The organism is Mesorhizobium sp. M0028, assembly GCF_040323855.1.
GTDB lineage: Bacteria > Pseudomonadota > Alphaproteobacteria > Rhizobiales > Rhizobiaceae > Mesorhizobium.
In genome coordinates, this window is record NZ_JAMYVG010000009.1 from 82196 (window position 1) to 108593 (window position 26398).

Annotated in this window: 22 protein-coding genes; 6 read left to right on the top strand and 16 right to left on the bottom strand. The window is 62.7% G+C overall.

Going from position 1 to position 26398, the window contains the following annotated elements; all coding sequences use genetic code 11:
- Nucleotides 1–16 precede the first annotated feature (16 nt).
- On the bottom strand, nt 17–1243 hold the full coding sequence (locus tag NKJ93_RS18395; protein ID WP_023719093.1) for a lytic murein transglycosylase: 1227 nt from the start codon (nt 1241–1243) through the stop codon (nt 17–19).
- A 207-nt stretch (nt 1244–1450) separates the two neighbouring features.
- On the opposite strand from NKJ93_RS18395, the gene galU reads away from it, so the two are divergent.
- Nucleotides 1451–2356: a UTP--glucose-1-phosphate uridylyltransferase GalU gene (gene galU / locus NKJ93_RS18400; protein WP_023719094.1), complete on the top strand. Its 906-nt coding sequence runs from the start codon at nt 1451–1453 to the stop codon at nt 2354–2356.
- 129 nt (nt 2357–2485) lie between these two features.
- On the opposite strand, the gene NKJ93_RS18405 is transcribed toward galU, so the two are convergent.
- Nucleotides 2486–4237 (bottom strand): outer membrane beta-barrel protein, encoded by a 1752-nt coding sequence (locus tag NKJ93_RS18405; protein ID WP_352590574.1) that lies wholly within the window; start codon nt 4235–4237, stop codon nt 2486–2488.
- A 150-nt stretch (nt 4238–4387) separates the two neighbouring features.
- Here NKJ93_RS18405 and NKJ93_RS18410 point away from each other — a divergent pair, with 150 nt between their 5' ends.
- On the top strand, nt 4388–5389 hold the full coding sequence (locus NKJ93_RS18410; RefSeq protein ID WP_023719096.1) for a KpsF/GutQ family sugar-phosphate isomerase: 1002 nt from the start codon (nt 4388–4390) through the stop codon (nt 5387–5389).
- Between the two features lie 7 nt (nt 5390–5396).
- Here the strand turns inward: NKJ93_RS18410 and NKJ93_RS18415 are convergent, their stop codons facing one another.
- From NKJ93_RS18415 to NKJ93_RS18450, 8 genes are all read right to left on the bottom strand, one after another.
- Nucleotides 5397–5861 (bottom strand): NfeD family protein, encoded by a 465-nt coding sequence (locus NKJ93_RS18415; protein WP_023719097.1) that lies wholly within the window; start codon nt 5859–5861, stop codon nt 5397–5399.
- A 4-nt stretch (nt 5862–5865) separates the two neighbouring features.
- The gene (locus NKJ93_RS18420; protein ID WP_023719098.1) at nt 5866–6813 is read right to left on the bottom strand and encodes an SPFH domain-containing protein; all 948 of its coding nucleotides are present in this window, start codon (nt 6811–6813) and stop codon (nt 5866–5868) included.
- 129 nt (nt 6814–6942) lie between these two features.
- The gene (gene hemH, locus NKJ93_RS18425) at nt 6943–8007 is read right to left on the bottom strand and encodes a ferrochelatase (protein WP_023719099.1); all 1065 of its coding nucleotides are present in this window, start codon (nt 8005–8007) and stop codon (nt 6943–6945) included.
- A gap of 151 nt (nt 8008–8158) precedes the next feature.
- Complete coding sequence (locus NKJ93_RS18430; protein ID WP_352590577.1) at nt 8159–10294, bottom strand: 5'-nucleotidase C-terminal domain-containing protein; 2136 nt, start codon at nt 10292–10294, stop codon at nt 8159–8161.
- Between the two features lie 303 nt (nt 10295–10597).
- Nucleotides 10598–10972 (bottom strand): outer membrane lipoprotein Omp10, encoded by a 375-nt coding sequence (gene omp10, locus NKJ93_RS18435; RefSeq protein ID WP_023720183.1) that lies wholly within the window; start codon nt 10970–10972, stop codon nt 10598–10600.
- A gap of 187 nt (nt 10973–11159) precedes the next feature.
- A complete protein-coding gene (locus NKJ93_RS18440) occupies nt 11160–12605 on the bottom strand; it encodes a homospermidine synthase (protein ID WP_352481939.1) in 1446 nt (481 codons plus the stop codon).
- Nucleotides 12606–12727: 122 nt separating this feature from the next.
- Complete coding sequence (locus NKJ93_RS18445) at nt 12728–13966, bottom strand: hypothetical protein (protein WP_352481941.1); 1239 nt, start codon at nt 13964–13966, stop codon at nt 12728–12730.
- 158 nt (nt 13967–14124) lie between these two features.
- Entirely contained in the window at nt 14125–15174 is a 1050-nt protein-coding gene (locus NKJ93_RS18450) for a LacI family DNA-binding transcriptional regulator (RefSeq protein ID WP_352494711.1), read from the bottom strand.
- Between the two features lie 195 nt (nt 15175–15369).
- Here NKJ93_RS18450 and NKJ93_RS18455 point away from each other — a divergent pair, with 195 nt between their 5' ends.
- Nucleotides 15370–15696, top strand: coding sequence for a MoaF-related domain-containing protein (locus NKJ93_RS18455; RefSeq protein ID WP_156948115.1), 327 nt, complete (start codon nt 15370–15372; stop codon nt 15694–15696).
- 15 nt (nt 15697–15711) lie between these two features.
- On the top strand, nt 15712–16155 hold the full coding sequence (locus NKJ93_RS18460; protein WP_352481944.1) for a DUF6640 family protein: 444 nt from the start codon (nt 15712–15714) through the stop codon (nt 16153–16155).
- A gap of 98 nt (nt 16156–16253) precedes the next feature.
- Here NKJ93_RS18460 and NKJ93_RS18465 read toward each other — a convergent pair whose 3' ends face one another.
- From NKJ93_RS18465 to NKJ93_RS18490, 6 genes are all read right to left on the bottom strand, one after another.
- Entirely contained in the window at nt 16254–17192 is a 939-nt protein-coding gene (locus NKJ93_RS18465; protein WP_352481946.1) for a heme-dependent oxidative N-demethylase family protein, read from the bottom strand.
- Nucleotides 17189–17476, bottom strand: coding sequence for a YciI family protein (locus NKJ93_RS18470; protein ID WP_023720190.1), 288 nt, complete (start codon nt 17474–17476; stop codon nt 17189–17191). The genes NKJ93_RS18465 and NKJ93_RS18470 overlap by 4 nt, the downstream gene beginning before the upstream one ends.
- A gap of 17 nt (nt 17477–17493) precedes the next feature.
- Entirely contained in the window at nt 17494–18156 is a 663-nt protein-coding gene (locus NKJ93_RS18475) for an aminotransferase class IV family protein (RefSeq protein ID WP_352494712.1), read from the bottom strand.
- The gene (locus NKJ93_RS18480) at nt 18105–19256 is read right to left on the bottom strand and encodes an aminodeoxychorismate synthase component I (protein WP_352494713.1); all 1152 of its coding nucleotides are present in this window, start codon (nt 19254–19256) and stop codon (nt 18105–18107) included. The genes NKJ93_RS18475 and NKJ93_RS18480 overlap by 52 nt, the downstream gene beginning before the upstream one ends.
- Nucleotides 19257–19413: 157 nt before the next feature.
- A complete protein-coding gene (locus tag NKJ93_RS18485; protein ID WP_352481948.1) occupies nt 19414–20223 on the bottom strand; it encodes a helix-hairpin-helix domain-containing protein in 810 nt (269 codons plus the stop codon).
- A 391-nt stretch (nt 20224–20614) separates the two neighbouring features.
- Entirely contained in the window at nt 20615–22450 is a 1836-nt protein-coding gene (locus tag NKJ93_RS18490; protein WP_352494714.1) for a M3 family oligoendopeptidase, read from the bottom strand.
- 152 nt (nt 22451–22602) lie between these two features.
- Here NKJ93_RS18490 and NKJ93_RS18495 point away from each other — a divergent pair, with 152 nt between their 5' ends.
- Both NKJ93_RS18495 and NKJ93_RS18500 read left to right on the top strand, forming a co-directional pair.
- Complete coding sequence (locus tag NKJ93_RS18495; protein WP_352590580.1) at nt 22603–24165, top strand: sigma-54-dependent transcriptional regulator; 1563 nt, start codon at nt 22603–22605, stop codon at nt 24163–24165.
- 359 nt (nt 24166–24524) lie between these two features.
- Nucleotides 24525–26375: a peptidoglycan L,D-endopeptidase MepK gene (locus tag NKJ93_RS18500; RefSeq protein ID WP_352494716.1), complete on the top strand. Its 1851-nt coding sequence runs from the start codon at nt 24525–24527 to the stop codon at nt 26373–26375.
- Nucleotides 26376–26398: the final 23 nt, after the last annotated feature.

Here is a 26398-nt window from a genome sequence, read left to right on the forward strand (position 1 = left end):
CATCCCGTAACCGGCTCTAGTTTTGCCTGAGCCATTTGAGCACTTCCTTGCTCGGATACCCGTCCTGGGTCAAGCCGGCCTTTGCCTGGAAGGCCATGATGGCGGTTTTCGATCCGTCACCGATCTTGCCATCGAACTTGCCGTCGTAATAGCCGTGCTCGGAAAGTCGCTTCTGAAGCTCCTGCCTTTCCTCGAAGGAGAGCTTGGTAAACGGTCGCTTCCAGTCCTGCACAAGCCCGCCATAGCCGGCGATTTCGTCGGCAAGAAGGCCCACGGCGAGCGCATATTTGTCGGCATTGTTGTAGCGCTTGATGACCGAGAAATTCTTGATCATCAGGAAAGCCGGCCCGCCCCGGCCACCGGGCAGCTTCAACGTCGCCTTGTCCCCACCGTTCTTGAATGGCTTGCCGTTGGCACGGGTGACGCCAAGCGCCTGCCATTGCGACAGCGACTTCGAGCCCCCGGGCAGCTTCTTGCCGTCCGGAAGGCTGACCTCATAACCCCAGGTCTTGCCTGCCTGCCAGCCGTTCTTCCTCAGCAAATTGGCGGCTGTCGCCAGTGCGTCGGGAATCGAATTCCAGATGTCGCGCTTGCCGTTGCCGTCCATATCGACCGCATAGGACAGGTAGCTGGTGGGGATGAACTGGGTATGACCCATCGCGCCGGCCCAAGAGCCGCTGAGATGGCTTTCGTCGATGTCGCCGGTCTGCAGGATCTTCAGCGCCGCGATCAGCTGGGTGCGGGCAAATTTCGCGCGCTTCGGGTCGGCATAACCAAGCGTCGCCAGCGAGCGCACGACATTGCGCATGATGTCATCGCGCTTGAGGGTTTCGCCGTAGTTCGACTCCATCGACCAGATGGCCAGCAGGATGTAGCGGTCGACGCCGTATCTTGCCTCGATCCTGTCCAGCCACGGCTTCCATTTCCTTGCCATCTGCTGGCCGACGGCGACCGACTGGTCATGGACGCGGTTGTCGAAATAATCCCAGGCGGGTGCGGTGAATTCGGGTTGAGTACGGGCCTTTTCCAGCACCATCGGATCAGCATCGCTGATGCCCTTGAATGCCTGGTCGTAGACGGAGCCGGAAACGCCGCTCGCCACGGCGGTAGCACGGAAGCTGGCGACCCATTGGCGGAAGCCGGCATCGGCAAAAGCCGGCCCGCTGGGCATGAGCAAGGCAAGCGAGAGGCTGGCGGCCGTCAGGACGCTGGTGAAGCGCCTTGCGACGTTGCGAACGGACATCTTTTCCTCCTTCTTTATCTCAGGAAGACTATTCATCGCCGAACCCGGTTAGCATTTGGTTTACCATAGGTGCCGTCCGGGATGAAAAGATGCGTCGACGCTTTACCAGCTGAGATTTCTGTCCCGTCGTTCAGTAATGCTCGATTTCGGCATGAAAATGTCTCGAATCGGGATTGCCGAACCGGCATGCAAATGGATAATTGGCACATGAAGAGAGTTCGCAAGGCAGTATTCCCGGTTGCCGGTCTCGGCACGCGCTTTCTCCCCGCCACCAAGGCCATTCCCAAGGAAATGCTGACGGTCGTCGACAGGCCGGTCATCCAGTATGTGGTCGATGAGGCGCGCGAAGCCGGGATCGAGCATTTCATCTTCGTGACCGGCCGCAACAAGGCGGTCATCGAGGATCACTTCGATGTCCAGTTCGAGCTCTACGACACGCTTGCGCAGCGTGGCAAGGATGATCAGCTCGCCCGCCTGCAGCGGCTGCAGCCGGCGCCGGGGCAGACCAGCTTCACCCGCCAGCAGGTGCCGCTCGGCCTTGGCCACGCCGTCTGGTGCGCGCGCGAGCTTGTCGGCGACGAGCCCTTTGCGCTGCTGTTGCCCGACATGATCATGCAGTCGGAAAAAAGCTGCATGAAGGACATGGTCGAGCTTTACGCCGAGACCGGCAACAACATCGTCGCCGTGCAGGAATGCGATCCCGCCGAGGCGCACAAATACGGCATTGTCGGCCGCGGCGAGGACGCCCATCACGGTTTCAGCATCACCGGCATGGTGGAAAAGCCGAAGACCGGCACCGCGCCGTCGAACCTCTTCATCAACGGGCGCTATATCCTGCAGCCGGAGATATTCAAGATACTCGAAGGCCAGGAAAAAGGCGCCGGCAACGAGATCCAGCTCACCGATGCAATGCTGAAGCTGCAGAAGCAACAGCCCTTCTACGGCTACCACTACCGCGGGCGGACGTTCGACTGCGGCTCGCCCGAAGGCTTCGTCGAGGCCAACGTTGCCTTCGCACTGTGGCGCAGCGACATGAATGCAAGCATGGCCGGTGTCATTCGCACGCTTCTCGACGAACTCGCGCCGTCAGAACGCCGCGGCGTAGCCTTCTAGCTTCAACACCGGTTCGCGCTGACTGGCTAAAGTGCGCCGCATTCGACCAGCCTTATGCGATGCGCTTTAGGTTCTTGTTTTATGCATGTCGTTATCGCAAAACCGCTGCACACTTCTGCGCGACATGCATTAGCGCTGCAACTTCAAGCCGACGAAGATACTGTTGGCCGTGTAGTCGCGTCCAACCAGGTTGCTGGTCAGTTTTTCAGTCCTGACGCGGGTGGTGAGCCCGGCATAGCGGTTCAGCCACCATGTCAGCCCAGCCTCGGCGCTCAGCGTCAAATCATGATCGTCGGAGCCGGTATAGTCGCGCCATTCAACGCCGAGAGCGGCATTTCCGGTCAGGTTGGCGCGGATTTGCCGCTCGCCGGTGAGGCTGCTGGAATAGAGCATGTCGCCGCTTTCGCCCGCGTTCGTCGTGTTCTCGGCGGTCGTCTGTGCGGTGAGGCCGATCGTGGTGCCGCGTTCCGGCGACCATTTGAGATCGGCATTAACCGTCGCGCCCGAAATCGCCGGCAGGGCGTTGTCGTCGATAGCTTCGCGCAACCAGCCGAGCGAGAACTCGCCGGTAAGCTTCTCGCGGAGATCGAGCTCGACGCCGGCCCGTGCGCCAAGCCGCGTCGAGGAGCGCTGGAAGCCGTTTGGATCGACGCGCAAATCATAAGCGCGCCGGCCGACCTCGATTTCGGTGAACGGAGTGATGGCAGGCGAGATCTCGTAGCCGGTGCGCAAAATGGCCGTATAGAGCGTCGAGTCGCGGCCCTTCTGCGACAGCGATCCCCCCGACGAAAGCTTGGCGTCACCAAAGATGTCGTGCTCGACCGCGCCGGTCAGCGCGAAGCGCATCTTTCCCGCATCCTTCTCGACGGCGAGGCTGCCGCTCACGGTCTGGCGCACCGGCTGCCCAACGGCGCCGACGATGGCGTCCGGCGCCGAGGCCGATTCGGGCACGGCCTCGTAGCCAAGTTTGGCGATGGCGCGCAGATCATTGTCGAGATCGATGTTGAGCGTGCCGTCGACGCGGCCTTGCGCCTCGTGAACGTCATAGCCGGACAACGTCTCGCGGAAGATGCCATAGCCCTCAATCGTCGCCGAATTCTCCCGCCAGTCGGAGACGGCGTTGAAGCGCAGCGTCGTTTCCGACAGCAATGCCGGCTTGCCGAGGCTGCTCGAATCTGCGTTTGTTGAATACGTCAGGCCTTGCTCGAGCGTCGGCCGGATCACGAAGGAGCCGAGCTGGATGCCGGTGGCGGCGAACGGGTCGTCCTCGTTCTTCTTGTCCTGGCCTTCGATGGCTTCGGTGCGCTCGGCGCCGGGGTCGAGCTTGAGCCTTTCGGCGGAATCGATGGTCACCGCACGGCGGTTGGCCGTATCCTGCTCGTCTATGGCGGCGGTGTCGGTGTCGTCGGTCGTCGGCGTCGCTGCAGTCGCAGTGGCGCCTCTCTTGCGCTTCTTGTTGTCCACGGCCTCATCTTTGGCCTTGCCTTCTTCGACGGCGCGTTGCGTTGCGCTCGGCCGCCGTCGTGGCGGCGCAGCAGGGTCGGCAAACGGGTCGTCGCTGGCCGCTGGTGGATCGAAAGTGCCGCCGGTTGTGGCCGCCGCCTCGCCCGTGCCGTCGTCAGGCAAGGCCCCCGGGCTGGCCGGACGATAGGTAGGCAGCGGCGTATCGTCGTTGGCGGTTGCAGCAGCCATGCCCAACTGCCTGATCCTGTACTGCTGGTCGTCCAGGATTGTCGATTCCGAAACCTCACCGCGCAGCTCGATTTCCTGGGCGCAAAGCAGTGCCGGACGCGACAACGCAAGGACACTGGTTGCCAGCAGCAAAGCGCAAACCGCGTTGCCCTTTCGTCCTATTTTGTTTTGAGGCTGAAACCCGGACATCGGCACCACTGCTTGCGCGGCGCACGCGCGCCATACTTACGAAACCGTAAATGGGGATGGTTAACGGAGCGTTGAGGGATCGCCCGCCAAGGTGTTCTGGGCGGCAATTCCGTTGGACAGGCGCGCGCCGAAGCGCTAATCGCATCGTCCATGGACGTGAAATCCCCAGACAGGAAGCCGCTCGACGAGCAGGCCGCGATTGCCTCGGCGCTGAGAACGGTGGCGACAGAGCAGGCCGGCGTCGCGGCACTGGCAGACGCGCTCGAAAACGGGCTGGCCGAGCCGTTCGCACGGGCGGTCGACATGGTGTCGCAGATCGATGGCCGCGTCATCGTCACCGGGGTCGGCAAAAGCGGCCATATCGGCTCGAAGATCGCCGCAACGCTCGCTTCGACCGGCACGCCGGCCTTCTTCGTCCACCCTGCCGAAGCCAATCACGGCGACCTCGGCATGATCGCTCGGAACGACGCCATCATCGCCCTGTCGTGGTCGGGGGAAAGCCTCGAGCTCAAGGGCATCATCGCCTATTCCAGGCGCTTCTCGATCCCGCTGGTCGCGGTCACCGCCGGCGAAAAATCGGCTCTGGCGCGTGCAGCCGACGTGGTGCTTCTGCTGCCGCGAGCCCCGGAAGCCTGTCCGCACGGCCTTGCGCCGACGACCTCGACGCTGCTGCAAATGGTGATGGGCGATGCGCTGGCCATCGCGTTGCTCGAGGCGCGCGGCTTCACCCCGGACCATTTCCGAACGTTCCATCCCGGCGGCCAGCTCGGAGCCAACCTGACGCAGATCCGCGAGATCATGCATGTCGGCGACAGGCTGCCTCTGGTGTCGTCCGGCACCGGCATGCGCGAGGCGATCCTCGAATTGTCGCGCAAGGGGTTTGGCTGCGTGGCGGTCACTTCGGCGGACGGCAAGCTGATCGGCATCATCACCGATGGCGACATCAGGCGCCATATCGGCAGCGATCTTCTGGCCATGAGCGTCGATCAGGTGATGACCAGAGAGCCAAAAATGGCGGCGCCCGACACACTGGTTGCGACGGCGCTGCAGACGATCAACGATTCTGCCATTACCAGCCTGATGGTGGTCGAAGGCAGACGGCCGATCGGGCTCGTCCATCTGCACGACCTGCTGCGCATCGGTGCTGCCTAGCGGGCTTCTAGACTGCCTCGACCGTCAGTTCCAGGTCGGTGTCGGCGGCACCGGTCACGCGCACCTGCGTGCCGGCCGGCAGGTCAGGGCCGGAGACGCGCCACAACGTGTCGCCGAGCTTGATGCGGCCGCGCCCATCCTTGATCGGCTCGGCAAGGGTCGCCGTCCGGCCGACCATCTGGGCGCCGCGCCGGTTGAGCAGCGGCTGGTCGGTTTCCTCATGCCGCCCGCCCACCAGCCGCTTGCCGACATAGGCCGAGACCAGCGACAGCGCGAGGAAGGCGAGGACCTGGACCTGCCAGCTCCAGAAACCGGCGTCCCAGATGAGCAGCGAGACGACGCCGATCAACAGCGCGGCAATGCCGATCCACAGCATGAAAATGCCCGGCGCGACGACCTCCATCACCAGCAGGACGAAGCCGAGGACCATCCAGCTCCACGGACCGAGTTCGGAAATGATGCGATCGAACATGGCCTCAGGTCTCGCTGGGACGAACCACGGGCGGGCGGGCCTGTCGTGCTGGACTGGCGGTGCCTTCGCCCTTGAAAACTTCCCTGGCGATTTCACCAATGCCGCCGAGCGTGCCGATCAGTGAGGAAGCCTCTATCGGCATCAGCACGAGTTTGCTGTTTGTCGCTGCACCGATCCTGGTCAGCGCTTCTGTGTATTTCAGCGCGACAAAGTAGTTGAGCGCCTGCACGTCACCCTTGGAAATCGCCTCCGATACCACCTGCGTGGCGCGTGCTTCAGCCTCGGCCGAGCGCTCGCGCGCCTCGGCATCGCGGAAGGCGGCTTCCTTGCGGCCCTCGGCCTCTAGGATCTGCGATTGCTTGAGGCCTTCGGCGGCGAGGATCTGGGCGCGCTTGTTGCGCTCGGCCATCATCTGGCGGCCCATCGATTCGACGAGATTGGCCGGTGGATTGATGTCCTTGATCTCGACACGGGTGATCTTGATACCCCAGGGGTGCGCGGCCTCATCAACGACGCGCAGCAGGCGCTCGTTGATGGCATCACGGTTTGACAACAGCTCGTCGAGGTCCATCGAGCCCATCACGGTGCGGATGTTGGTCATCGTCAAATTGAGGATAGCGTTCTGCAGGCCGGCGACCTGGTAGGCGGCCTGCGCCGCGTTGAGCACCTGATAGAAGGCAACGCCGTCGACGGCCACGGTGGCGTTGTCGCGGGTGATGATCTCCTGGGTCGGAACGTCGAGCACCTGCTCCATCATGTTCATCTTGGCGCCGATACGGTCGACGAAGGGCACGATGAGGTTGAGGCCCGGGCTCAATGTCTTGGTGTAACGGCCAAAGCGTTCGACGGTATAATTGTAGCCTTGCGGAATTGTCCGGATGCCCTTGAAAAGCACCAGCACGACAAGGGCGACAAGAACAAGAAGCGCAATATCGAAACCACTGAAACCCATTTTGGCTCTCCCCTCAAAGGCCATGTTGGACATTGCCACGCGGCCGATTCCACCAAACACTTAAGTGTGTTTCAGCAATGTTACAATCAGGTGATCACGGATTGCGGGTGCATGGACGGCGGGATCCATTCAAGCCCAGCCGGACAGCTCGCGCCGCACCATTGCCTCGATCACCGCCATGCCCTCTGCACTGTCGTTGAGGCAAGGGATGTGCGCGAACTTTTCGCCGCCGGCATGGTGGAAGGTCTCGGCCGCTTCCCTGCCGATCTCGTCCAGCGTCTCGATGCAATCGACGGAAAAGCCCGGATTGACGATGGCGACCGATTTCACGCCTTCGCGCCCCAGTCTTTCGACTGTCTTGTCGGTGTAGGGTTGCAGCCATTCCTGCGCGCCGAAGCGCGACTGGAAGGTGGTGATCAGCTTGTTCTCATCCCAGCCGAGCTTTTCGCGCAGCAGCCGCGTCGTCTCCAGGCAATGCGCCTGGTAGGGATCGCCCTTGTCGGAGTAGGATTTCGGAATACCGTGATAGGAGGCGATGACGATTTCCGGATCGAAGTCGAGGCTCGCCAGATGCCCTTCGATCGAACGGGCGAGCCCCTCGATATAGGCCGGCTCGTTGTAATAGGGGGGCACGCTGCGAATGGCTGGGGCGCGGCGCATCTTCATCAGCGCGCGAAACAACTGGTCGTTGGCGGTCGCAGTCGTCGTCGCCGAATATTGCGGATAGAGCGGGAAAGACAGGATGCGGTCGCAGCCTTGCTCGACCAGTCTGTTGGCCACGCTCTCGGTCGAAGGGTTGCCGTAGCGCATCGCCCAATCGACGATCACATGGGATAAATCGCCGAGCGCAAGCCCGAGTTTCTCGGACTGGGCACGGGTATAGGTGCGCAGCGGCGACTCGTTGCGCTCCCGGTTCCATATCCTGGCATAGTTGGCGCCCGACTTCTTCGGCCGGGTGGTGAGGACCAGGCCGTAGAGGATCGGATACCAGACCGCCTTGTTGAGTTCGATGACGCGCGGATCGGACAGAAATTCCCTGAGATAGCGCCACATCGGCTTGAAGTCGGTGCCGTCCGGGGTGCCGAGATTGATCAGCATGACACCGACCTTGCCTGTCCCGACCGGAGGGTGTCCTGCCGGGAGCGCGCCGGCGGTCGTTTCGGCTTTGCTTTCAGCAGGGTTGGCAAGCGTCATGGGGTTCTCCAACACCGCGAAACCAGCGGTGCCGCGGCGAAGGTAGCGATGCCGCGCCGGTTTTCAAATGCAGCGTCTGGCCGCACCTTATCCCAGAAATGCAGCACCCGCCCGGTTTGCCGGGCGGGTGCATTGCGTTCCTGCGGCCGGATTACTTCGAGGCCGCCGGGATAGTCAAGGTTGCGCCGACCGGCAGCCGGCGTGGCTCGTAGGCTTTGTTGGCATCGAAGATCATTTTCCATTTGGTACCGTCGCCATAGGCCTTCACCGCGAGATCCCAATAGGTATCGCCGGCGACGATTACATGGCTGCTTTCGGCCGGTGCCGGCTCAGCCGGCTTGGCGGGCTCGGCAGGTTTTGCCGGCTCACTTGGGGCCGGTTCACTCGGGGCCGGCTGACTCGGGGCAGGCGCCGTCTCGGCCGGTTTGGCCGGTACAGCCGGAGCAGGGGTGGCCGGAGCCGGTGTGGCCGGAGCCGCAGGTGCCGCCGGCTGGGCCGGCTCGGCGGGTGCGGGGGCCGCCGGCGCGGTTTCAGCCGGGACGGCCGGTGGTGTTTTGGAAATGTCGCCGGAGCCGGCCGGCATTTCGGGCATTGCCGGCTCAGCAGGCTTTATCGGCGCTGCCTCAGCAGGTTTTGGCGGTTCGGCCGGGTTGGCTGGTTCCGCGGCCGGGGCTCCGGTCGCGGCGATCTCGGTGATGCGGCCGTCGAGCTTCGGCGTATAGGGCCGGTGCGCGCCGAGGTAATCGGCGACGACCTGTTCCAGCCCCGGGCCGTAGTCATAGGCGTTCTTGGCCTTCTCGGCGAATACCTTGTAGCCGTCACCGCCCTGGCGGACATAGTTGTTGGTGGCGACCAGATAGTCCTTGTCCGGTTTGATCGGCGTCCAGGCGCCGCCTTCCATGACCTCGACCGATTTGACGCGTCCATTAGGCGGCGCCGATTTGTCGAACGCATATTTCAGGCCGGCAACCTGCGGGAAGCGCCCGGCGCCGTCCTCGACCTGACTGAGGCCGCTTTCCAGGCCGGCAACCAGATCCTTGCCGGTGATCTGGAAGGTCGCCAGCGTGTTCTGAAACGGCAGCACAGTGAGAACCTCGCCCATGGTGACGGTGCCTTGGTCGATCGAGGCGCGCAAGCCGCCGCCATTCGAGATGACGATCTCGACACCTTGGCCCTTGACCCGGTCGAGGACGGCGTCGGAGACCAGATTGCCCATCTCGCATTCGCGGGCGCGGCAGTTTTCGCGGCTGCCGTCGATCGCCTTGGTGGTCTCGGCGACTTCCTTGTTCTTCAAAGCCTCGATCGGGGCGCCGAGTTCCTTGATGCGGGCAAGCACGGCGGGGTCGGGCGTGATCGATTTGTCGAGATGAATGGGATCGCCGCTTGCCTCTTTGACGACGCCATTGTCGTCGAAGACGACCTTGAACTCGCCGAGATATTTCGAATAGGACGCCGCCTGCACGACCGGCACTTTGTAGCCGTCCGGATTGTCGACCATCGTCGGATAAGGGCCTTCCGCCTTGGGGTCGGTGTTGGACAGCAGCGAGTGGCTGTGGCCGCCGACCACCACGTCGACGCCCGGGATCTTGGCGATCACGTCGCGTTCTCGTTTGTAGCCGATATGGGTGACCGCGATGATCTTGTTGACGCCCTCTCGCTTCAGTTTCTCGACCTCGGCGGTGATCGACTTGACGTCGTCCTCGATGGCGATGTTCGGGCCAGGCGTGGCAAGCTCCGGCGTGTCGTTGGTGACCGCGCCGACGATGCCGATCTTCTGGCCGCCGACCTCGACCACGATCGACGGCTTGACGCGGTCGCCGAGCTTGGATTGCGCATTGGCCTTCACATTGGCGCCGAGCACCGGAAACTGGATCATGTCGAGGAACGGCGCCAGCGCCGACTCGCCATCGTCGAACTCATGGTTGCCGACCACCTCGGCATCGAATTTCATCTGGTTGAGGAATTCGCCTTCGGTCTTGCCCTTGTAGGTCGTGTAGAAGAGCGAGCCCTGGAAATTGTCGCCGGCGCTGAGCAGCAGCACGTTCTGGCCTTGCAGCTTCTTGCGCTCCTGCGCGATCGCGGTGACCAGGCGGCCGGCGCCGCCGACGCATTCGCCCTTGGTCTCCTCCTCGGCCGAGCAGGTCGATTCATACTTGTTGTTGCTCTCGATGCGGCTGTGCCAGTCGTTGATGTGCAGGATGTTCAGCGTGTAGTCGGCAAAGGATACGCCTGCCGACAGGCCAAGCGCCGATGCCGACAGCGCGGCGATGGCAGCGATCTTCTTCATTCTCGTCTCCCGGATAACTTGAGTACAGCGCCGCGCGTCATTTGGGACGCGCAAAGTACCAATTTTATTTTGCGCATGATCCTTTCCGAAAATCGACTCCGATTTTCGGGGTCATGCGCAGACGCGTTTAAAGCTCTTGTTTGACTGGGATGTAACAGCCCTCTCGGGCCATGTTCACATCGCGTTTCAGTCGATGCAAGCGGAAATCGGCATCAGCTTTGCCGGCGTAAAAAGGCTTTGCCGGCGTAAAAAGCGGCGGCTTCAAGCCGCCGCCCTTTTGCAAAGTCAATTCGGAATCGGATTTCAGGTGCGCCTGGTCAGCACAAAATTCTGCCCGCTCGCGCTGGTGCAATTGAGCTGGCTTGTGGAGACCATCAGGCAGTTGAAGCTGATCGGCGTCTGGCGGATCAGCGAAGTGCCATGGATCTCGACCGAGGTGCCGCCGGTCATGGTGTAGCTGCCATCGGCAAGCTTCTGGCCGGTGTCGGTTGCGACGGTCGCGAAGCTGCCGCCCTTGAAGGTGGACAAGCCCGTGCCCTGCGCGTCGATCCAGGAGCCTTCAACCCCTTTGGCCGTGATCACCGGCGGCTCGCCTGGGCCGGTTGTGGTGCAGGCCGCCAACGCGACCGTAGCGGCCGCGGCAATGCCAGCCGAAAGCAGTCTTTGCGCGATCGTCATCTTCAAAATCCTCTCCTCTCGCATCGGCCCGAAAATCGATCCGATTTTCGGAAAGCACGATGCTCACATTCAAAGTGCTAGAGCGTACTTTGTGCGTCCAAATGGACGCACGTCGCTCTAGGCCGCTCCTCTTCAATCGCCCGATTTCCGGGCGATTGCAAGCTGGCGGAGTGTCGACGCAACGCTGCTATCGAACGAGGATGTTGCGGAATTGCCACGGGTCTTTGGTGTCGAGGTCCTCGGAAAACAGACCAGGTCGATTGTCGAGCGGTGTCCAGTCGGTATAATAGCTCCTGACCGGCCCGAGATATGGGTTCTGCACGTCGAGGCAGCGCTTGTAATCCATCTCGTCGGCTTCGACGATGCCGGCCTCGGGATTTTCCAGCGCCCAAACCATGCCGGCCAGCACCGCCGACGTGACCTGCATGCCGGTGGCGTTCTGGTAGGGCGCCAGCTTGCGCGCCTCGGCCAGCGACAACTGCGAGCCGTACCAGTAGGCGTTCTTGGCGTGACCGTAGAGCAGCACGCCGAGTTCGTCGATGCCATCGACCAGTTCGTTTTCGTCGAGCACGTGATGCACGGGCTGAGCCTCGCCGGCGGCACCGAACATCTCGTGCAGTGACAGCACGGCGTCGTTGCAGGGATGATAGGCGTAATGGCAGGTCGGCCGGTACTGCACCTTGCCCTTCTTGCCGCGCAAGGTGAAGAAATCGGCAATTGAAATCGCCTCATTATGCGTCACCAGGAAGCCGTATTGCTGACCGGGCGTCGGGCACCATGTGCGCACGCGCGTGTTGGCGCCGGGCTGCTCCAGAAAGATCGCGGCCTTCGAGCCGTTCTTGTGTTTTTTGGCGTTCTTCGGCATCCACGTCTCATGCGTGCCCCAACCGAGTTCGGCCGGCTGCAGGCCTTCCGAAATGAAGCCTTCGACCGACCAGGTGTTCCAGAACACGTTCATCGGCTTGGGTTTCTTGGTGCGCTGGGTGTCGCGCTCGGCGATATGGATGCCCTTGACGCCGGCTTTCTTCATCAGCCTGGCCCAGCCTTCGCGATCGTGCTGCGCGGGCTCCGAGAAATCGAGGCCAAGATCTGTGGCGAGGTTGACCAGCGCCTGCTTGACGAACCACGAGACCATGCCCGGATTGGCGCCGCAGCACGAGATCGCCGTGGTGCCGCCTGGGTTCTTCGCGATTTCAGTACGCACCGTCTCGCGCAGCGCATAGTTGGTGCGTGAGGCATTGTCGGCCTTTTCGTCGAAATAAAAGCCGAGCCAGGGCTCGACCACCGTGTCGATATAGAGGACGCCAAGCTTGCGGCAGAGCTTCATGAGTTCGAGCGAGGAAGTGTCGACCGACAGGTTGACGCAAAAGCCCCGGCCGCCGCCATTGGTCAAAAGCGGTGTCAGCAGCTTCTTGTAGTTCTTCTTGGTCACCGCGTCCTGCATGAAGGTGATGCCGCGCTCGTCGAGCAATTTGCGGTCGGTGTCGCGCGGGTCGATGACCGTCATGCGCGACTTGTCGAATTTGAAATGGCGCTCGATCAGCGGCAGCGTTCCCCGTCCGATCGAGCCGAAGCCGATCATCACCACAGGGCCGGTGATCTCACCGTAAACGGGCCAGTTTTCATTCACCATTTATCGATTACTCCCTCAAAAAACGCTTCGGAACAGCGGCTTGGCCGCGGCGCGACAAACCATAGATCATTGTCACAATAAAGCGAAAATCGGACGGCCGGCGTTACGCCGCGCCATCCCGGCTACGGCTCGACCAGACTTGCAAACTCCGGCTTGAAGAGGGCACGTGCCTCGGAGACCGGCAGTTCCAGCAGATCGTCGGCGCAGGCCTGGATGGCATGCGGCAGGGTCTGGAGCCCGAACACCAGAACCTGCTTGTCGCCCTCGCGCCAGAGGCTGGCAGCCAAATTTTCGTCGATCAGATCGTCGATGCCGCATTCGGCTTCGTGATCAATATCGGTCTGATCGCTCGGTTTCTTGCGCCGCTGCTTGACGAAGGAGGCGAGGGAAGGACCGGGCTTGCCATCTATCGTATCCAAGAAAATGTCCTGAAGGCCGAGCAGGACGCCGCGCCGCACATCCATGATGTAGGCGTCCGAATAGTTGGTCGGATGCGCTCCGCCGCAGAAGATGCTGCCGGACTCCCGCCAGCTCATCAGCCGCGGAGTCAGCGAGGTCACTTCGAATGTGCTGTCCTCATAGCCGCCGAGTGTGCCGCCGTTCACACCGTCAATCGGCCCGCCTTCGTTGAAACCGGCATACTGCGCCGCCACGCAGCCCAGTGCGCCGATGTTGGCGCGCCAGTGCCTGTCTTGCAGCAGAGCGTTCGCGGCCTCGATTGGAACGTCGCCGGACAGTTCGACAATGCGCGGCGTGGCAAATTTGGTGCGGGGGTCGACGACATAGCGGTAGGTTGCGTCCGGCCAACCAGTCGTCTTGCCGTTATCGAGCTGAGTGTCCACCCGCAGATAGTCATAAGGGGACGTTTCCATGGTGAGCGGCGTGTCATTGCCGAAGAACTTCATGAAGCTGAAATCGTAGAGATCGAGCGGGCTGCTGGGCTCGTTCTCGGTCACCTGCCGACTTGCGACCCGTTCCAATCTGAGCGGCAGCGCGCTCTTTCCGTTCCAGCTGCCTTCAAGGGTTTTGCCGTTACTGGATGAGGCCAGGCGCCAGACGGCGGCAATCGGCGCAGCCTTTCCGTCATCGCAATTGTCGGCGCCGCATGCCTCCTCCTCGGCCAGTTCGAACTTGCTGCCCTTTTGAGACCGGGCCTGCAGCGGGATGTCGACGCCCTTCGAGCGGTAGAAATAGCGGCCGGCCAGCGGGCCGCCGGGCGCGGCGGGGTCGCCGGTGAATTCGACGACGATATCGCTCTTTCCAAGCTTGCCGGCATAAGTCACCGGCTCCGCCTCGGCTGCTGTCGACAGTACCAGGATCGCGGCCATTAACGTGACCGGCCTGCTAAGATGCTGGATCATTTTTCCCCCAAGCCGCAAGTTACAGCTGTCTTGCGCCAGCAGTCACGGTCGGCTGTCAGGCCCTTATAGTCAAGTTGTGCCTCGTCCCGCACCTGAGGCTGCTCAGCGAAAAGACGCGGCGAGCGCCACCCCTGGTGCGGATGGCGCATCCGCCCGTTTCAGCGGGTTTTTGTCCTCGGCGCGGCTGTGGAGGCTCGAACCACCAGTTCTACCGGCAGAACGACTTGGCGGGGGGCTTCATTGTCAAGGACCATTCGGGCGGCAAGCCGGCCTTTTCCGATCACGTCTTGTGCGACAGTGGTCATCGGAGGCGTGGTGCGTGCGGATTCAGCGGTGCCATCGAAGCCGACGACCGACACGTGGCCCGGCACGTCTATGCCGCGGCGAACCGCCTCGTCCAGGATCGTGATCGCCTGCCAGTCCGACATGGTCAGGATCGCGGTTGCTTCAGGCGCCCTGTCGAACACCACTGCTCCGGCAGATGGCTCGCCCGGGATCGTCTCGATGATCGGGACATCGTCGATCGACAAATTCGCCTCCGCCAAACCCTGTTTGAAACCGTCGAGCCTTTCATCGTCGAGCGGGAAGCCGGCCAGAAGCGGGCGCGTTGCCTTTCCGGGCATGTGGACAATCGGCGGGCCGGGAGACCGGCGCACCGAAAGGATGGCAAAATGCCGGTGCCCCAGCCCGGTCAAGTGCCGGACGGCAGCAACCGCGCCACTCCTGCCGTCGATCTTTATCGAATTGATGTCGGGACCTGCGTCGCTTTCGAGAATGACGAAGGGCAGACGGCGTCTCTGGACCGAAATTATGAGACCAATGTCGGCGCTGTGACCAAGGATAAAGCCGTCAACCAGGGCATCGCGGATGCTGGCGAAGCGCGTGTTGTCGGTGCCGTTTACAAGGCTGAGCGTCGTTCCAGCCTCGTCGCAGGCGAGCGAAACGCCGAGCACCAGCTCGCGGCCGTATGGGCTTCTCATCACTTCGGAGATGGCGTAGGCGCCAGGCGGCATGAACCCGATGGCATTGAACTTGCCGTCCCGCAGCAATCGTCCTTTCGGATCGGGGCCGCCAAACCCGAGCGCTCGCGCGGCCGCTTCGACGCGCTCGCGCAATTCGGGCCTGACCAGCTCCGGCCGGTTGAAGACGTTGGAGACAGTCCCCCGGGAAACTCCGGCAGCCTTGCCGACATCGGCTAGGGTGGGCATTGGCGATTCACTCGTTTTCCCTGAGGTAGACCATTTTTTGGAGCGCTCCAAGAATTTTATTGACTCAAAACCAAAATAGGAGGATCGTGCTCCTTGGAGCGCTCCAAGAGCATATACTGAGGGTGTTTCTGCGACTGAGACACCGAGAATCGTCACATGGCATGGTCGCAGCGGCCAATGCCCAAGGAGAGGATGATGGCAGAAACCGATGCTTTTCCAGCCTCGCTCGTAGGCAAGACTTTCGACTGCGTTTTCGGCCCCTTCGTACCGCGGCTGACGTTTCTTTCGCCGCAGGAATTGCATATCCAGGCGTCGATCGGGACCACTGAAATCGACGAGGTGGTCAAGGTCGGCCTGACCAGCGTGCGTCCGAATCTCGTGCTCGCGAGTTGGACGGAGCAGAGCGGCAACTTCATTGTGCAGTTGCAGGATCACGAGAACCGGATCGTCCATAATTATGCGCGGCTGGCCGATGGGCAGCTCTTCTGTGCTCAGGGCGCCATTCAAGCCGTTCCGGCGTGAGGGGAGGAAAATGCGATGGAACTCGCTTATGACAGTCATCTGCTTGCTCGAATTCTGCTGAGCGTCGCGACCGTGGGTTACGGTGTAGCGACGATCAAAGCCGACTTGAACGCCACCCACGCCACCAATCCACTGTGGACTCCCCATGCCCGGTTTCACGTCGTCTGGCAGGTGCTGAGCTATACCGGGGTGGCGCTGATTGCCCTCGGACTCATCTGGATCAAGGGGCAACTCGAAGCCGAGCGGCTCTATCTCGCCGGCGGATTGGCCGCGGCCATGTATGGGGCATTCTTCGCGGCCATGCTCTCGCGGTCGATCTATGGTGGCGTGCTGTATGACGAGAACGGCTACCCGCCGTTCCGGCCGCCGTTTGGACCGGCGGGCTGGCGGTGGGATGTCAACGTCACCGTCTTTACCGCGATGTCGGCGATCCTGCTGCTGGGCCTGGCTGCGATTTAGGGCAATTCCGGGAAAAGTGTGAGACGGTTTTCCGTCCGGAATTGCGCAAGAACAAAGAGGTGGAGCGGTTCGGCGTTTCCGTGAAACGATGAACTGCTCTAGGACAGCGCCAGCGCCCTAAGCCACGCGACCAGCCGGTCACGATCGGCGGTCATCCCCTTGTAGTCGAGCTGGGCCTCGTCCAGCGCCAGAAGTTGTTCGGCCAAGGACGCTGCGAGCGCCGCACGGTCGCGGTGGCGCTCCAGCACGGCGAGCGGGTCGAGATGGATGCGGATGGTGAAGAGTACGTCGCCCGAAACGGGGAGTTTTCTCAGCGTCTGCCGCTCGACGCGGATAAAGGCATGGGCGTCGATGTCACCGTCCGGGAATCTCGACGGGCGACTGCTGGCGCGGTCGATGCGTTCGACATTGGAGAGCGGATGGTAGAGCGCGTCGCCCGCCTGGATCGACCAGTTGTAGCGCTCGACGGCTTGGCCCTGGAGGCCGTCGAACATGCGGTTGATGAGATCGGCCGGGCGTGTGCCTGGACCGAAACCCGGTACCGGCGCGTGGATCTGCTGCAGCGGCTTGCCGAATTTTTCGGTCAGCGACCATGACGAGGGGAAGCAGAGCGAGCCGGCCGCCAGACGCCAGCCGCTCTCGTCGCGGCGCATCAGGATCAAATCCTCCTGGACGAGCAACGAGGCCGCGACAAGCGGCGCATCGCTGAAAGAAGCTGCGGTGCCTGAGCCTACAAGACTGTCGGTGCCGCCGATCACCACGATCCCGTTGTCGGTACGCCTGTGGGTCCCAGGAAAGTTCGCCGCCAGATGCGCACCGAGCAGATCGAGCACTTCGCGTTGGGCATCGCGTGTGGCTTGCTCCTCGACAAAAACCTTGTCTGGAATTTCGGCATAAAGCCGGCGTTTCTCGGCAAGATAGGGCAGCAGATATTCGTCGATCTCGATCCATCTATCTAGATTGAGCGGCTTCAGCCCGATGGTGAACAGTTTCGACGAGCCGTCATAGGGTGTGTGGGTCGGTGGGCGGAAACTCATGCTTCTTTGTAGGCTTCCAGTGCGGCAGCGGCCATTCTCGCCGTGAATTCGGTGATTTCGTAATCGGCGGCGCCTGCCTTGGCGAAGGGATCGTCCGCCAGTCTGGCATCGAGCACGTCGCGTGGACCGCGCGCGATGATGATGCCGCCGGTCCTCGGCCGCTTCGGCCCGGAGGCGACAAAAATGCCTTCCGCATAACAGGCCTTCAGCCACTCGACATGCGCTTGCTGCAGGCTGTCGATCTCGGTCAGCGGCACCGTATACTTCAGCGAAACCACGAACATTGTTGTCTCCCGATGCTTCAGCCCAGCCGCGCCGGGATCAATCCGCGCAGCGAGTTGCCGACGAACAGCGCCTTGGCCGATTTCAGTTCGCTCCATGTGTAGATTGCTTCGCGGGCGCGGCCTTGATCCAGCAGTTCGCCGCGCAGGACGCCAGGCAGCAGGCCGCAATCGAGCCGCGGCGTGGCCAGCACGCCGTCGCCGAATTCGGCAAAGACATTGGTGATCGTGCCCTCGCAGATTTCGCCGCGCTCATTGGCGAGCAGCACCTCGTCGGCCCGGCCGGCGAGATATTCAGCGCGGGCGCGCGTATAGATTTGTCGGCGGCTGGTCTTGTGGCGCAGCAGCATATCGCTCGAATCAAGCCGCACGCGCGCCAGCTGCACGGTCCAGACCTTGTCTGCGGCGAGCGGCGCGTAGGGCTGCACCGAAACCGCTACATCGCCCTTGCGCGACAGGACGAGGCGAGTGCGCAACGCAATGTGCTGGCGGCCGACCGCATTCATCAGCGCTTCACCGACCCGTTGCGGGTCGCAGCCGAAGCCGAGTTCGTCTGCCGAGCCGTAAAGCCGCGCGAGATGGCGGTCGAAACGGAGGAAACCCGAGCCGGGTTCCCAGCGCATTGTTTCGATCAGTTCGAGATCGGCAGTGTTCCCGTCGCGAAACGGGCTTTCAGCAGACACTCCTGGTACTCCTCTTCGGCTGTCGAATCGAAGACGACGCCACCGCCGACATTGTAGACTGCCTCGCCATTGGCAAAGAGCGAGATGGTGCGGATCGCCACCGAAAAGCGCATCCGGCCGCCGGGGGCGATCCAGCCTATGGCGCCGCAATAGACATCGCGCGGGCCACCTTCCAGCTCGCGCAGGATCTCCATGGCACGGATCTTCGGCGCGCCGGTGATCGAACCGCAGGGGAACAGCGCGGCGAAAATCTGGCGGATGGCGAGGCCGGGCAAAAGTTTCGCCCGCACGCGGCTCACCATCTGGTGGACCGTCGGGTAGCTCTCGATGCGGAAAAGCTCCGGCACATCGAGCGTGCCAACCTCGCTGATCAGTGAGATGTCGTTGCGCAGGAGATCGACGATCATCCGGTTCTCGGCCTGGTTCTTCTCGTCGTTGCGCAAGAACGCTTTCAGGCGATCGTCCTCCGCCTTGGTGGCGCCGCGCGGCGCAGTGCCTTTCATCGGATGCGTCTCGATCATGCCTTCCGCGTCGACCTCGAAGAACAGTTCCGGCGAACGCGACAAGACGATCGGATCGCCAAGCGCGACCAGCGCCCCATACTTCACCGGCTGGCGTTCGGTCAGCGCGTTGAAGGCGTCCAGCGGATCGCCCGACCATTGCGCGTGGACCGGAAAGGTCAGATTGCCCTGGTAGCAGTCGCCCTTGCGGATGTGGTCATGCAGCCCGGCAAAGCGTTTGGCGTAGTCGTCCGAGGACCAGGCTGCCTTGGGGTCGAAGATTGGGCCGTTGCTAGCCGGCAGATCGCCTGGCGCGACCGTCTCTTCGACCGGCGGGTCGAACACGCCGAGGCAGAAAAGCGGGGCGCGGCGGCCGGCTGGCAGCAGCGGAACGAGCTTGGGCTCGAGCAGGTAGCCGGCCTCGTAGGAGAAATAGCCGGCCAGCCATTTGCCGCCATCATGTGCAGCCTGCGCGGCTTCAAGCGCCGGCAGGAAGTCCGCCTCGCCATGCGCCGAGATGATCTCGGCCGGCCGGTCGAAAACGAGCTGACGCGCGGTCTCGTCGTTCCGGAAAATTGCAAAGGGCAGGGGCAGGGACATAAGGCTCGGATGCTGCGGTCACCAGCGATCGATCTATATGGGGGCTCGACCGTGCGCAATCGAGGGAACGGCGTCTCAAGACGCAAAGGCGCGGCGGGGCAAAAACAAAAGCGGCGCCCGAGAGCGCCGCCTTGTTCCAAATGCCGCCTGCGATGGATCAGGTGTTGCTGGCTTCCCCCGCGGTCGGGAAGCGGCGCGCAAATTCCTTTTCGTCGCCGGCGGCAAGCAGTTTCGCCTGCTCGATCCAGCGTTCACGTTCGATGCGGCCGTCGAAATTCAACGTCGCCTCGATCCGCCTGACATCGTCGGGCGTCCAGGCGGCGATCTGGGCATAGGTCGTGACCCCAAGCCCTTTGAGCAGCCGCTCGTTGGTCGGGCCGATGCCGATCAGGCGACGCAGATCGTTGGCTTTGCCCGCCGCTGCGGTCGTTGCGTTGCCGGTCGCGGCTTTCTTTGCCGCCGGCGCAGCCTTGCTTGCCGCTGGCGCAGGCTTTTTTGCCGCTGGCGCAGTCTTGGGTGCGGCGCTCGCTTTCGATGCAGCCGGCTTCGGCGTTGCCGTTTTCGCCGCACTTGTGCGTGGCGCGGTCGCAGCCTTGGCCGTTGCAGATTTCTTCGGCGCCGGTTTGGCCGGCGCGGATGTCGACATCAGGGTTGACGGTGCCTGCATCGCCGCCTTGGTCGCGCCGGCCTTGGCGGCTGGCGCCTTGGCTGTTGCCGCCTTCGCGGTTGGCGCCTTGGCGGCCGGCGCCTCGCCCAGCCGCCGCTCGAGGTCGGCGCGGGCGCGGCCGCATGCATCCAACTCACCGGTCAGACGGTCGCTATCGGCCCGCAATCTGTCGCGTTCGCTGCGCGTGCGGTCGAGATCGCCGCGCAAACTGTCGAGTTCGCCACGCAGGCGTCCCCAAATGAACCAGCCAACCAACACACCTACCAGGAACGCCAGGAGCATGTAGAAAAAAGTGCCCATTGTCTTTCTCTCTCCAGTCCGATCCGTCCGCCCTGGCCTGTGGAGCCATGACCTCGGCGAAGGACCATTCGATGGTGGTTCCGCAATTTGCAGAACAGCCGGCTTCGATCGAGCTGTCGGCGACCGGTTTGCCCCTGGCCAACAACCGTTGTCGCATCCGCCGACGCGCCATGACCGGTCGGGACTTTCCGACCGGATCCATTCGTGCCCGGCTGAGCTTGAGGGCGGACGCTATCATACAGCTTACGGGAATCTAACGGAAAACTTCCATGGAAAGTTATTTAAGAACAAATATCCAAGACAAGAATAGAACCATCGTCAATATGCATTGCAGCTAAACTGTTCTGGAAAACCCGGTCACCCGGTGTTGCGCATCACCCAGTGTTGCGCATCACTTGTCCAGTGCTTCCAGCTCGTCGATCAGTCCGCTGATCACACCAAGCCCGATCTGCCAGAAGGCAGGGTCCGCCGCGTCAAGGCCGAACGGCGCCAGAAGCTCGGAATGATGCTTGGTGCCGCCGGCGCGCAGCATGGCAAAATATTTCTCCTGAAAGCCGCGCTCGGCGTTCTGGTAGACCGCGTAGAGCGAGTTCACCAGGCAATCGCCGAATGCATAGGCATAGACGTAGAAAGGCGAGTGGATGAAGTGCGGGATATAGGTCCAGAAAACCTCGTACCCCTCGCGTAGCTTGATCGCCGGCCCGAGGCTTTCCGCCTGCACTTCCAGCCAGAATTGGCCGAGCTTGTCGGAGGTCAATTCGCCGCTCTTGCGCTCGGCATGCACCTTGCGCTCGAACTCGTAGAAGGCGACCTGGCGCACGACCGTGTTGATCATGTCCTCGACCTTCTGGGCGAGCATGGCCTTGCGTTCGCGCTTGTCGGTGGTCTGCTCGAGCAACGAGCGAAAGGTCAGCATTTCGCCGAACACCGATGCGGTTTCGGCCAGCGTCAGCGGCGTCGACGCCATCAGGGCGCCCTGGCCGCCGGCCAGCACCTGGTGCACGCCGTGGCCGAGCTCGTGCGCCAGCGTCATCACGTCGCGCGGCTTGCCCATGTAGTTGAGCAACACATAAGGATGCGCCGAAGGCACGGTCGGATGGGCGAAGGCACCGGGCGACTTGCCGGGTCTCACCGGTGCATCGATCCAGTTGCGGTCGAAGAAAGTTCTGGCGATCTCCGCCATGTCGGGTGAAAAGCGCTGATAGGCGGAAAGCACGGTGTTCTTGGCCTCGTCCCAGCCGATGACCGCCTGCGGGGTCTCCGGCAGGGGCGCGTTTCGGTCCCAATGGTTCATCACGTCCATGCCGAGCCAGCGCGCCTTCATCGCATAATAGCGATGCGACAGGCGCGGATAGGCGTCGCGAACCGCCGCGGCGAGTGCGTCCACCACGCTGCGTTCGACGCGGTTGGCGAGATGGCGGGAATCGGCAATGTCCTCGAAGCCCCGCCAGCGGTCGGAGATCTCCTTGTCCTTGGCCAGCGTGTTGGTAATCAGCGTGAAGACGCGCAAATTCTTGCGGAAAGTTGCGACCAGCGCTTCGGACGCCCGGCGGCGCACCTCGCCGTCGGCGTCCTGCAGGCGATTGAGCGCCGGCTCAAGCGTCAACTCCTCGCCGTCGAGGCCGAAGCGCAAATCGGTCATCGTCTCGTCGAACAGGCGGTTCCAGGCCCCGCGCCCGGTGATCGACTTTTCGTGGAAGAGTTGCTCGATGCGGTCTTCGAGCTGATATGGCTTGTCCTTGCGCAGATCGAGCACCCAGGGCCGGTAGTGGGCGAAGGCCGGATCGGCGGCGAGTGCGTTTTCGATCGCGCCATCGTCGATGAGGTTCAGCTCGAGCGCGAAAAACAGCAGGTGCGCGCTGGCATCGGTCATCTTTTCCTGGATGTCGCCATAGAGCTTGGCGCGCTGCGGATCCGACGTGTTGCCGGCATAGACAAGCCCGGCATAGGAGACGATCCGGCCGATCAGCTCCTCCAGCGCTTCATAGGCCTGGAGCGCCTCGCCCAGCCTGCCGGCGCTGCCACGCCCGGCCTCGGCGGCGAGCGTGCCTTTCCAACGGCTCTCGAAGGCGATGGCATCGGCGGCGGCCTTGGCGATGTCGCGCTTCAACTCGGGCGCTTCCATGCCCGAATAGAGATCGGCCAGATTCCATTCCGGCAGGTCGCCAAGCTCCGCCACGCCCTGACTGGACGCCGCCGCCAGCTTTCGAGCAAAAACCATGCGCATTGCCGATCCTTCCAAACACGAAAATTCGAGGAAACGAGAAGCCGGTCAAATCCTAAGGAATTCATTCACCGGGTTTTTTGAAAGCTTATTTAGAACCCTGTGCCAAGATGATCCATAGGGCGCATTCTCGGGCGGGCACGGTCGGATCAGTCATGGCAGCTTCCATACTCATAGTCGATGACGATCCGGTGCAGCGCAGGCTGCTCGAGGCAGCGGTGACGAAATTCGGCCACACCGCGATCGTCGCCGATGGCGGCGAGGCCGGTCTCGATGTTGTCGACGGGCCCAATGCGCGCGACGTCTCGGTGGTCATCCTCGACCTGATGATGCCGGGCCTCGATGGCATCGGCGTGCTGAAGGCAATGCGCGAGCGCGGCATCCACATCCCCGTCATCGTGCAGACCGCCCAGGGCGGCATCGAAACCGTCGTTTCGGCAATGCGTCACGGCGCCTTCGACTTCGTCGTCAAGCCGGCCTCTCCCGACAGGCTGCAGGCGTCGATCGGCAATGCCCTCAAGGTCGAAGCGCTCGAAGGCGAAGTGAAGCGCTCGTCACGGCAGCGCGGCGGCCATCTGACGTTCAAGGACATGATCACTCACAGTCCGGCGATGGATCGGGTGATCCGGCTCGGCCGCAAGGCGGCGGCGTCCAACATTCCGATCCTGATCGAGGGTGAATCCGGCGTCGGCAAGGAACTGGTGGCGCGCGCCATCCAGGGCAGCGGCGACCGCCGCTCGAAACCCTTCGTCACCGTCAATTGCGGCGCCATCCCCGACAATCTGGTCGAATCGATCCTGTTCGGTCACGAAAAGGGCTCGTTCACCGGCGCCACCGAAAAACACACCGGCAAGTTCGTCGAAGCGCATTCGGGCACGCTGTTCCTCGACGAAATCGGCGACCTGCCGCTCGACGTGCAGGTCAAGCTGTTGCGCGCCGTACAGGACGGCGAGGTCGATCCGGTAGGCGGGCGCTCGACCGTCAGGGTCGACATCAGGCTGATCTCGGCAACCCATCGCAACCTGCTGCAGCAGGCAAAGGACGGCAAGTTCCGCGAGGATCTGTTCTATCGTCTGAACGTCTATCCGATCTTCGTGCCGCCATTGCGCGACCGTCGCGACGACATTCCCCATCTGGTCGAGCACTTCATGGAGAAGGTGGCGCCCGCCGATCCGCGCCACCGTCTGCGAGGCATCTCGGCTGCGGCGCTCGCCATGCTGCAGGCCTATGACTGGCCGGGCAATATAAGGCAGCTCGAAAATGCCGTCTTCCGGGCTTCGGTGCTCGCCGAGGGCGACATGCTGACCGAAGAAGAGTTCCCGCAGATCCGGGCGCAGGTCGAGGGCACGGTCAATCTCGATGCGGATATCGCCTCGCCAGAGTCAGGGGGGCCAGCTTCAGGGTGGCCAGCTTCCGGATTGGCTTCGGGCAGCCTGCCGCGTGATAACGTCCCGGCCGCCGTCGGCGCCGCCGCGGCCGAGCCCAACGCGCCGGCCAGACCCCGCTTCGGCACGCTGCGGGCGCTCGACGAGCGCGGCAATGTGCGTGCGCTGGCCGATGTCGAGCTCGAAATGATCAAGCTCGCCATCGACCACTACAACGGCCAGATGAGCGAGGTCGCCCGCCGCCTCGGCATCGGCCGGTCGACGCTCTACCGCAAGCTCAAGGAATACGGCATCGACCCGGAGACCGGCCGTGTAGAGAGGCTCGCTTCCTGAGTCACAGGGCCAAGCCGGTTCTCATCCGGACATCATTCCAGGCAACTGAGTCTCGTAATGACGTGTTCGCCGCAATGTTCACGTATTAAGGCGGACGGTAACAGATCGTGTTTCGAGCTGGCGCCAAAACATGATCTAAACCAGCGGTTTACCAAGATATCCTGCGCAATATTTTTGGCGGGATATCGCCACGGTGTTACCGCATTTCGGCTTCAATAAGCGATGATTAACCATTAGGATCGATATTCGGATGCACATCTAACGCATCCGTTTGGTCAAATCCGGGGACAAAACGGCAGCCTGCAAGGCCTTTTGATTTGAACAGAATCGAACGACACAAAAACGGGCGGCATTATCACATGAGCGTCTGGCCGAGATGGCTGGCAGCGGTGATTGTTGCCGTCGGGTTCCTTGCAGCGGCGGCAACCGGCGCCGGCGCCGAGACACGTTCGCTGAAGCTCTATCATCTCCACACGCATGAAAAGGCGGAGATCGTCTACAAGCGCAACGGCCGCTACGATCAAGCGGGCTTGCGAAAGATCAACATCATCCTGCGCGACTGGCGTCGCAACGAGCCGACCAAGATGGATCCGCGCCTGCTGGACCTGGTCTGGGAAGCCTATCGTGAGAGCGGCGCCACCGACTATATCCAGGTCGTCTGCGGTTATCGTTCGCCGTCGACGAATTCGATGCTGCGCAGCCGCAGCAGGGGCGTCGCCGAGAAGAGCCAGCACATGCTCGGCAGGGCGATGGATTTCTACATTCCCGGCGTGCCGCTGAAGAAGCTGCGCGACATCGGCCTCAGGATGCAGGGCGGCGGCGTCGGGTATTATCCCAGCTCCGGCTCGCCCTTCGTGCACATGGACGTCGGCAATGTGCGCCACTGGCCCGGCATCAGCCGCCAGGAATTGGCGCGCGTGTTCCCCAATGGCAAGACGCTGCATGTGCCGAGCGACGGCAAGCCGCTGCCTGGTTATCAACAGGCGCTCGCCTCCTACAAAGCCCGCAAGGGCGCCGGCGCGCCGGCCATCGAACTGGCCAGCGCAAGCGGCGGTGGCAAAAAATCCCGCGGCTTCCTGGCAGCCTTCTTCGGCGGCGGCGACGACGAGGCGGACGACAGCGCCGATGTGGCGATGGCCGAGCCAGCGCCAAAGCCCCGTAACGTGAAGCCGGCGCCGTCGGCCAAGAGCAGCAATCTGCCTGGCATCGCCATCGTGGCGCCTCGGGATGCCAAGCGTGCCGAGATTCCGGAAGTCGCCGATGCTCCGGCGCCTGCGCCGGAACCGGAGAACGACACGCCGGAGACGATCATCGCGGCATTGCCGGCGCGCAGCATTCCGCTGCCCGATTTTGCTCCGCGCCCGAAGGCCGACATCGGTGCCCAGCCGCCTGAAAACGTTCCGTTCGGCGTGGCGGATGCGACTGCATCCACCGAACAGGCGGTGGCAACCGCGCAAGCGCCGGCAAGTGTGGCGTCGGCAAGTGTTCCGTTCGGCATGGCAGACGCGTCGGCTACGGCCGGCCCGGTGCAGGTCGCGGCAAACAACATTCCCGTGCCGAGCTGGCGGCCCGATCATTCGCTGCCGGCCGATCTTTCGTCGGCTGGTCTTGCGCCGCAGGACAAGCAAGTGTTGCTGGCGCTCGCGAGTGCGGCCGAGCGGAGCAACACCGCCACCGATGCATTCTCGGTATTGCCGTCGGCGCGGCCCGACAGTTCGCAGCCCGACGAGGTCAAGGCCGTTCTGGAACGGGTCAGCGCGACCGACGAATACAAGGTCGCTTCGCTTTCCGAGCAAGCATCGGTGTTCGAGGAACCGGCGAGCGACGACGCATCGAGCGACGGGGCGTCGCCGCGCAAGGCCATCGTTGCCCGCCCGGCCGGCTCCGATCCGACGGCCGTCATCGGCGCGGGCGTGAAGACCACACGCAAGGAACCCAGGGCCACCGCCCGCGACCTGAAACCAGGCCCCAAGCCGGTGGTGGTCGCTGCCGCGCCGCAGGCTGCCCGTTGGGCGCTGCACAGCGGCGAGTATGTCGCGACCGTTTCAGACGCGACAACGGCGCCGCGCTACGCTTACGACTTCGTCCGTACGGCACCGAGCGAGGTCTATACCGTCGGCTTCCAGCCGGGCAACGAGATGGCCGACGCCAACCGGTTCACCGGCAAAGCCGTCAAGTTCATGTCGGTGGCCCGCTTCCAGACCGAATAACAGCTGGGCAAATATCGTAGAGG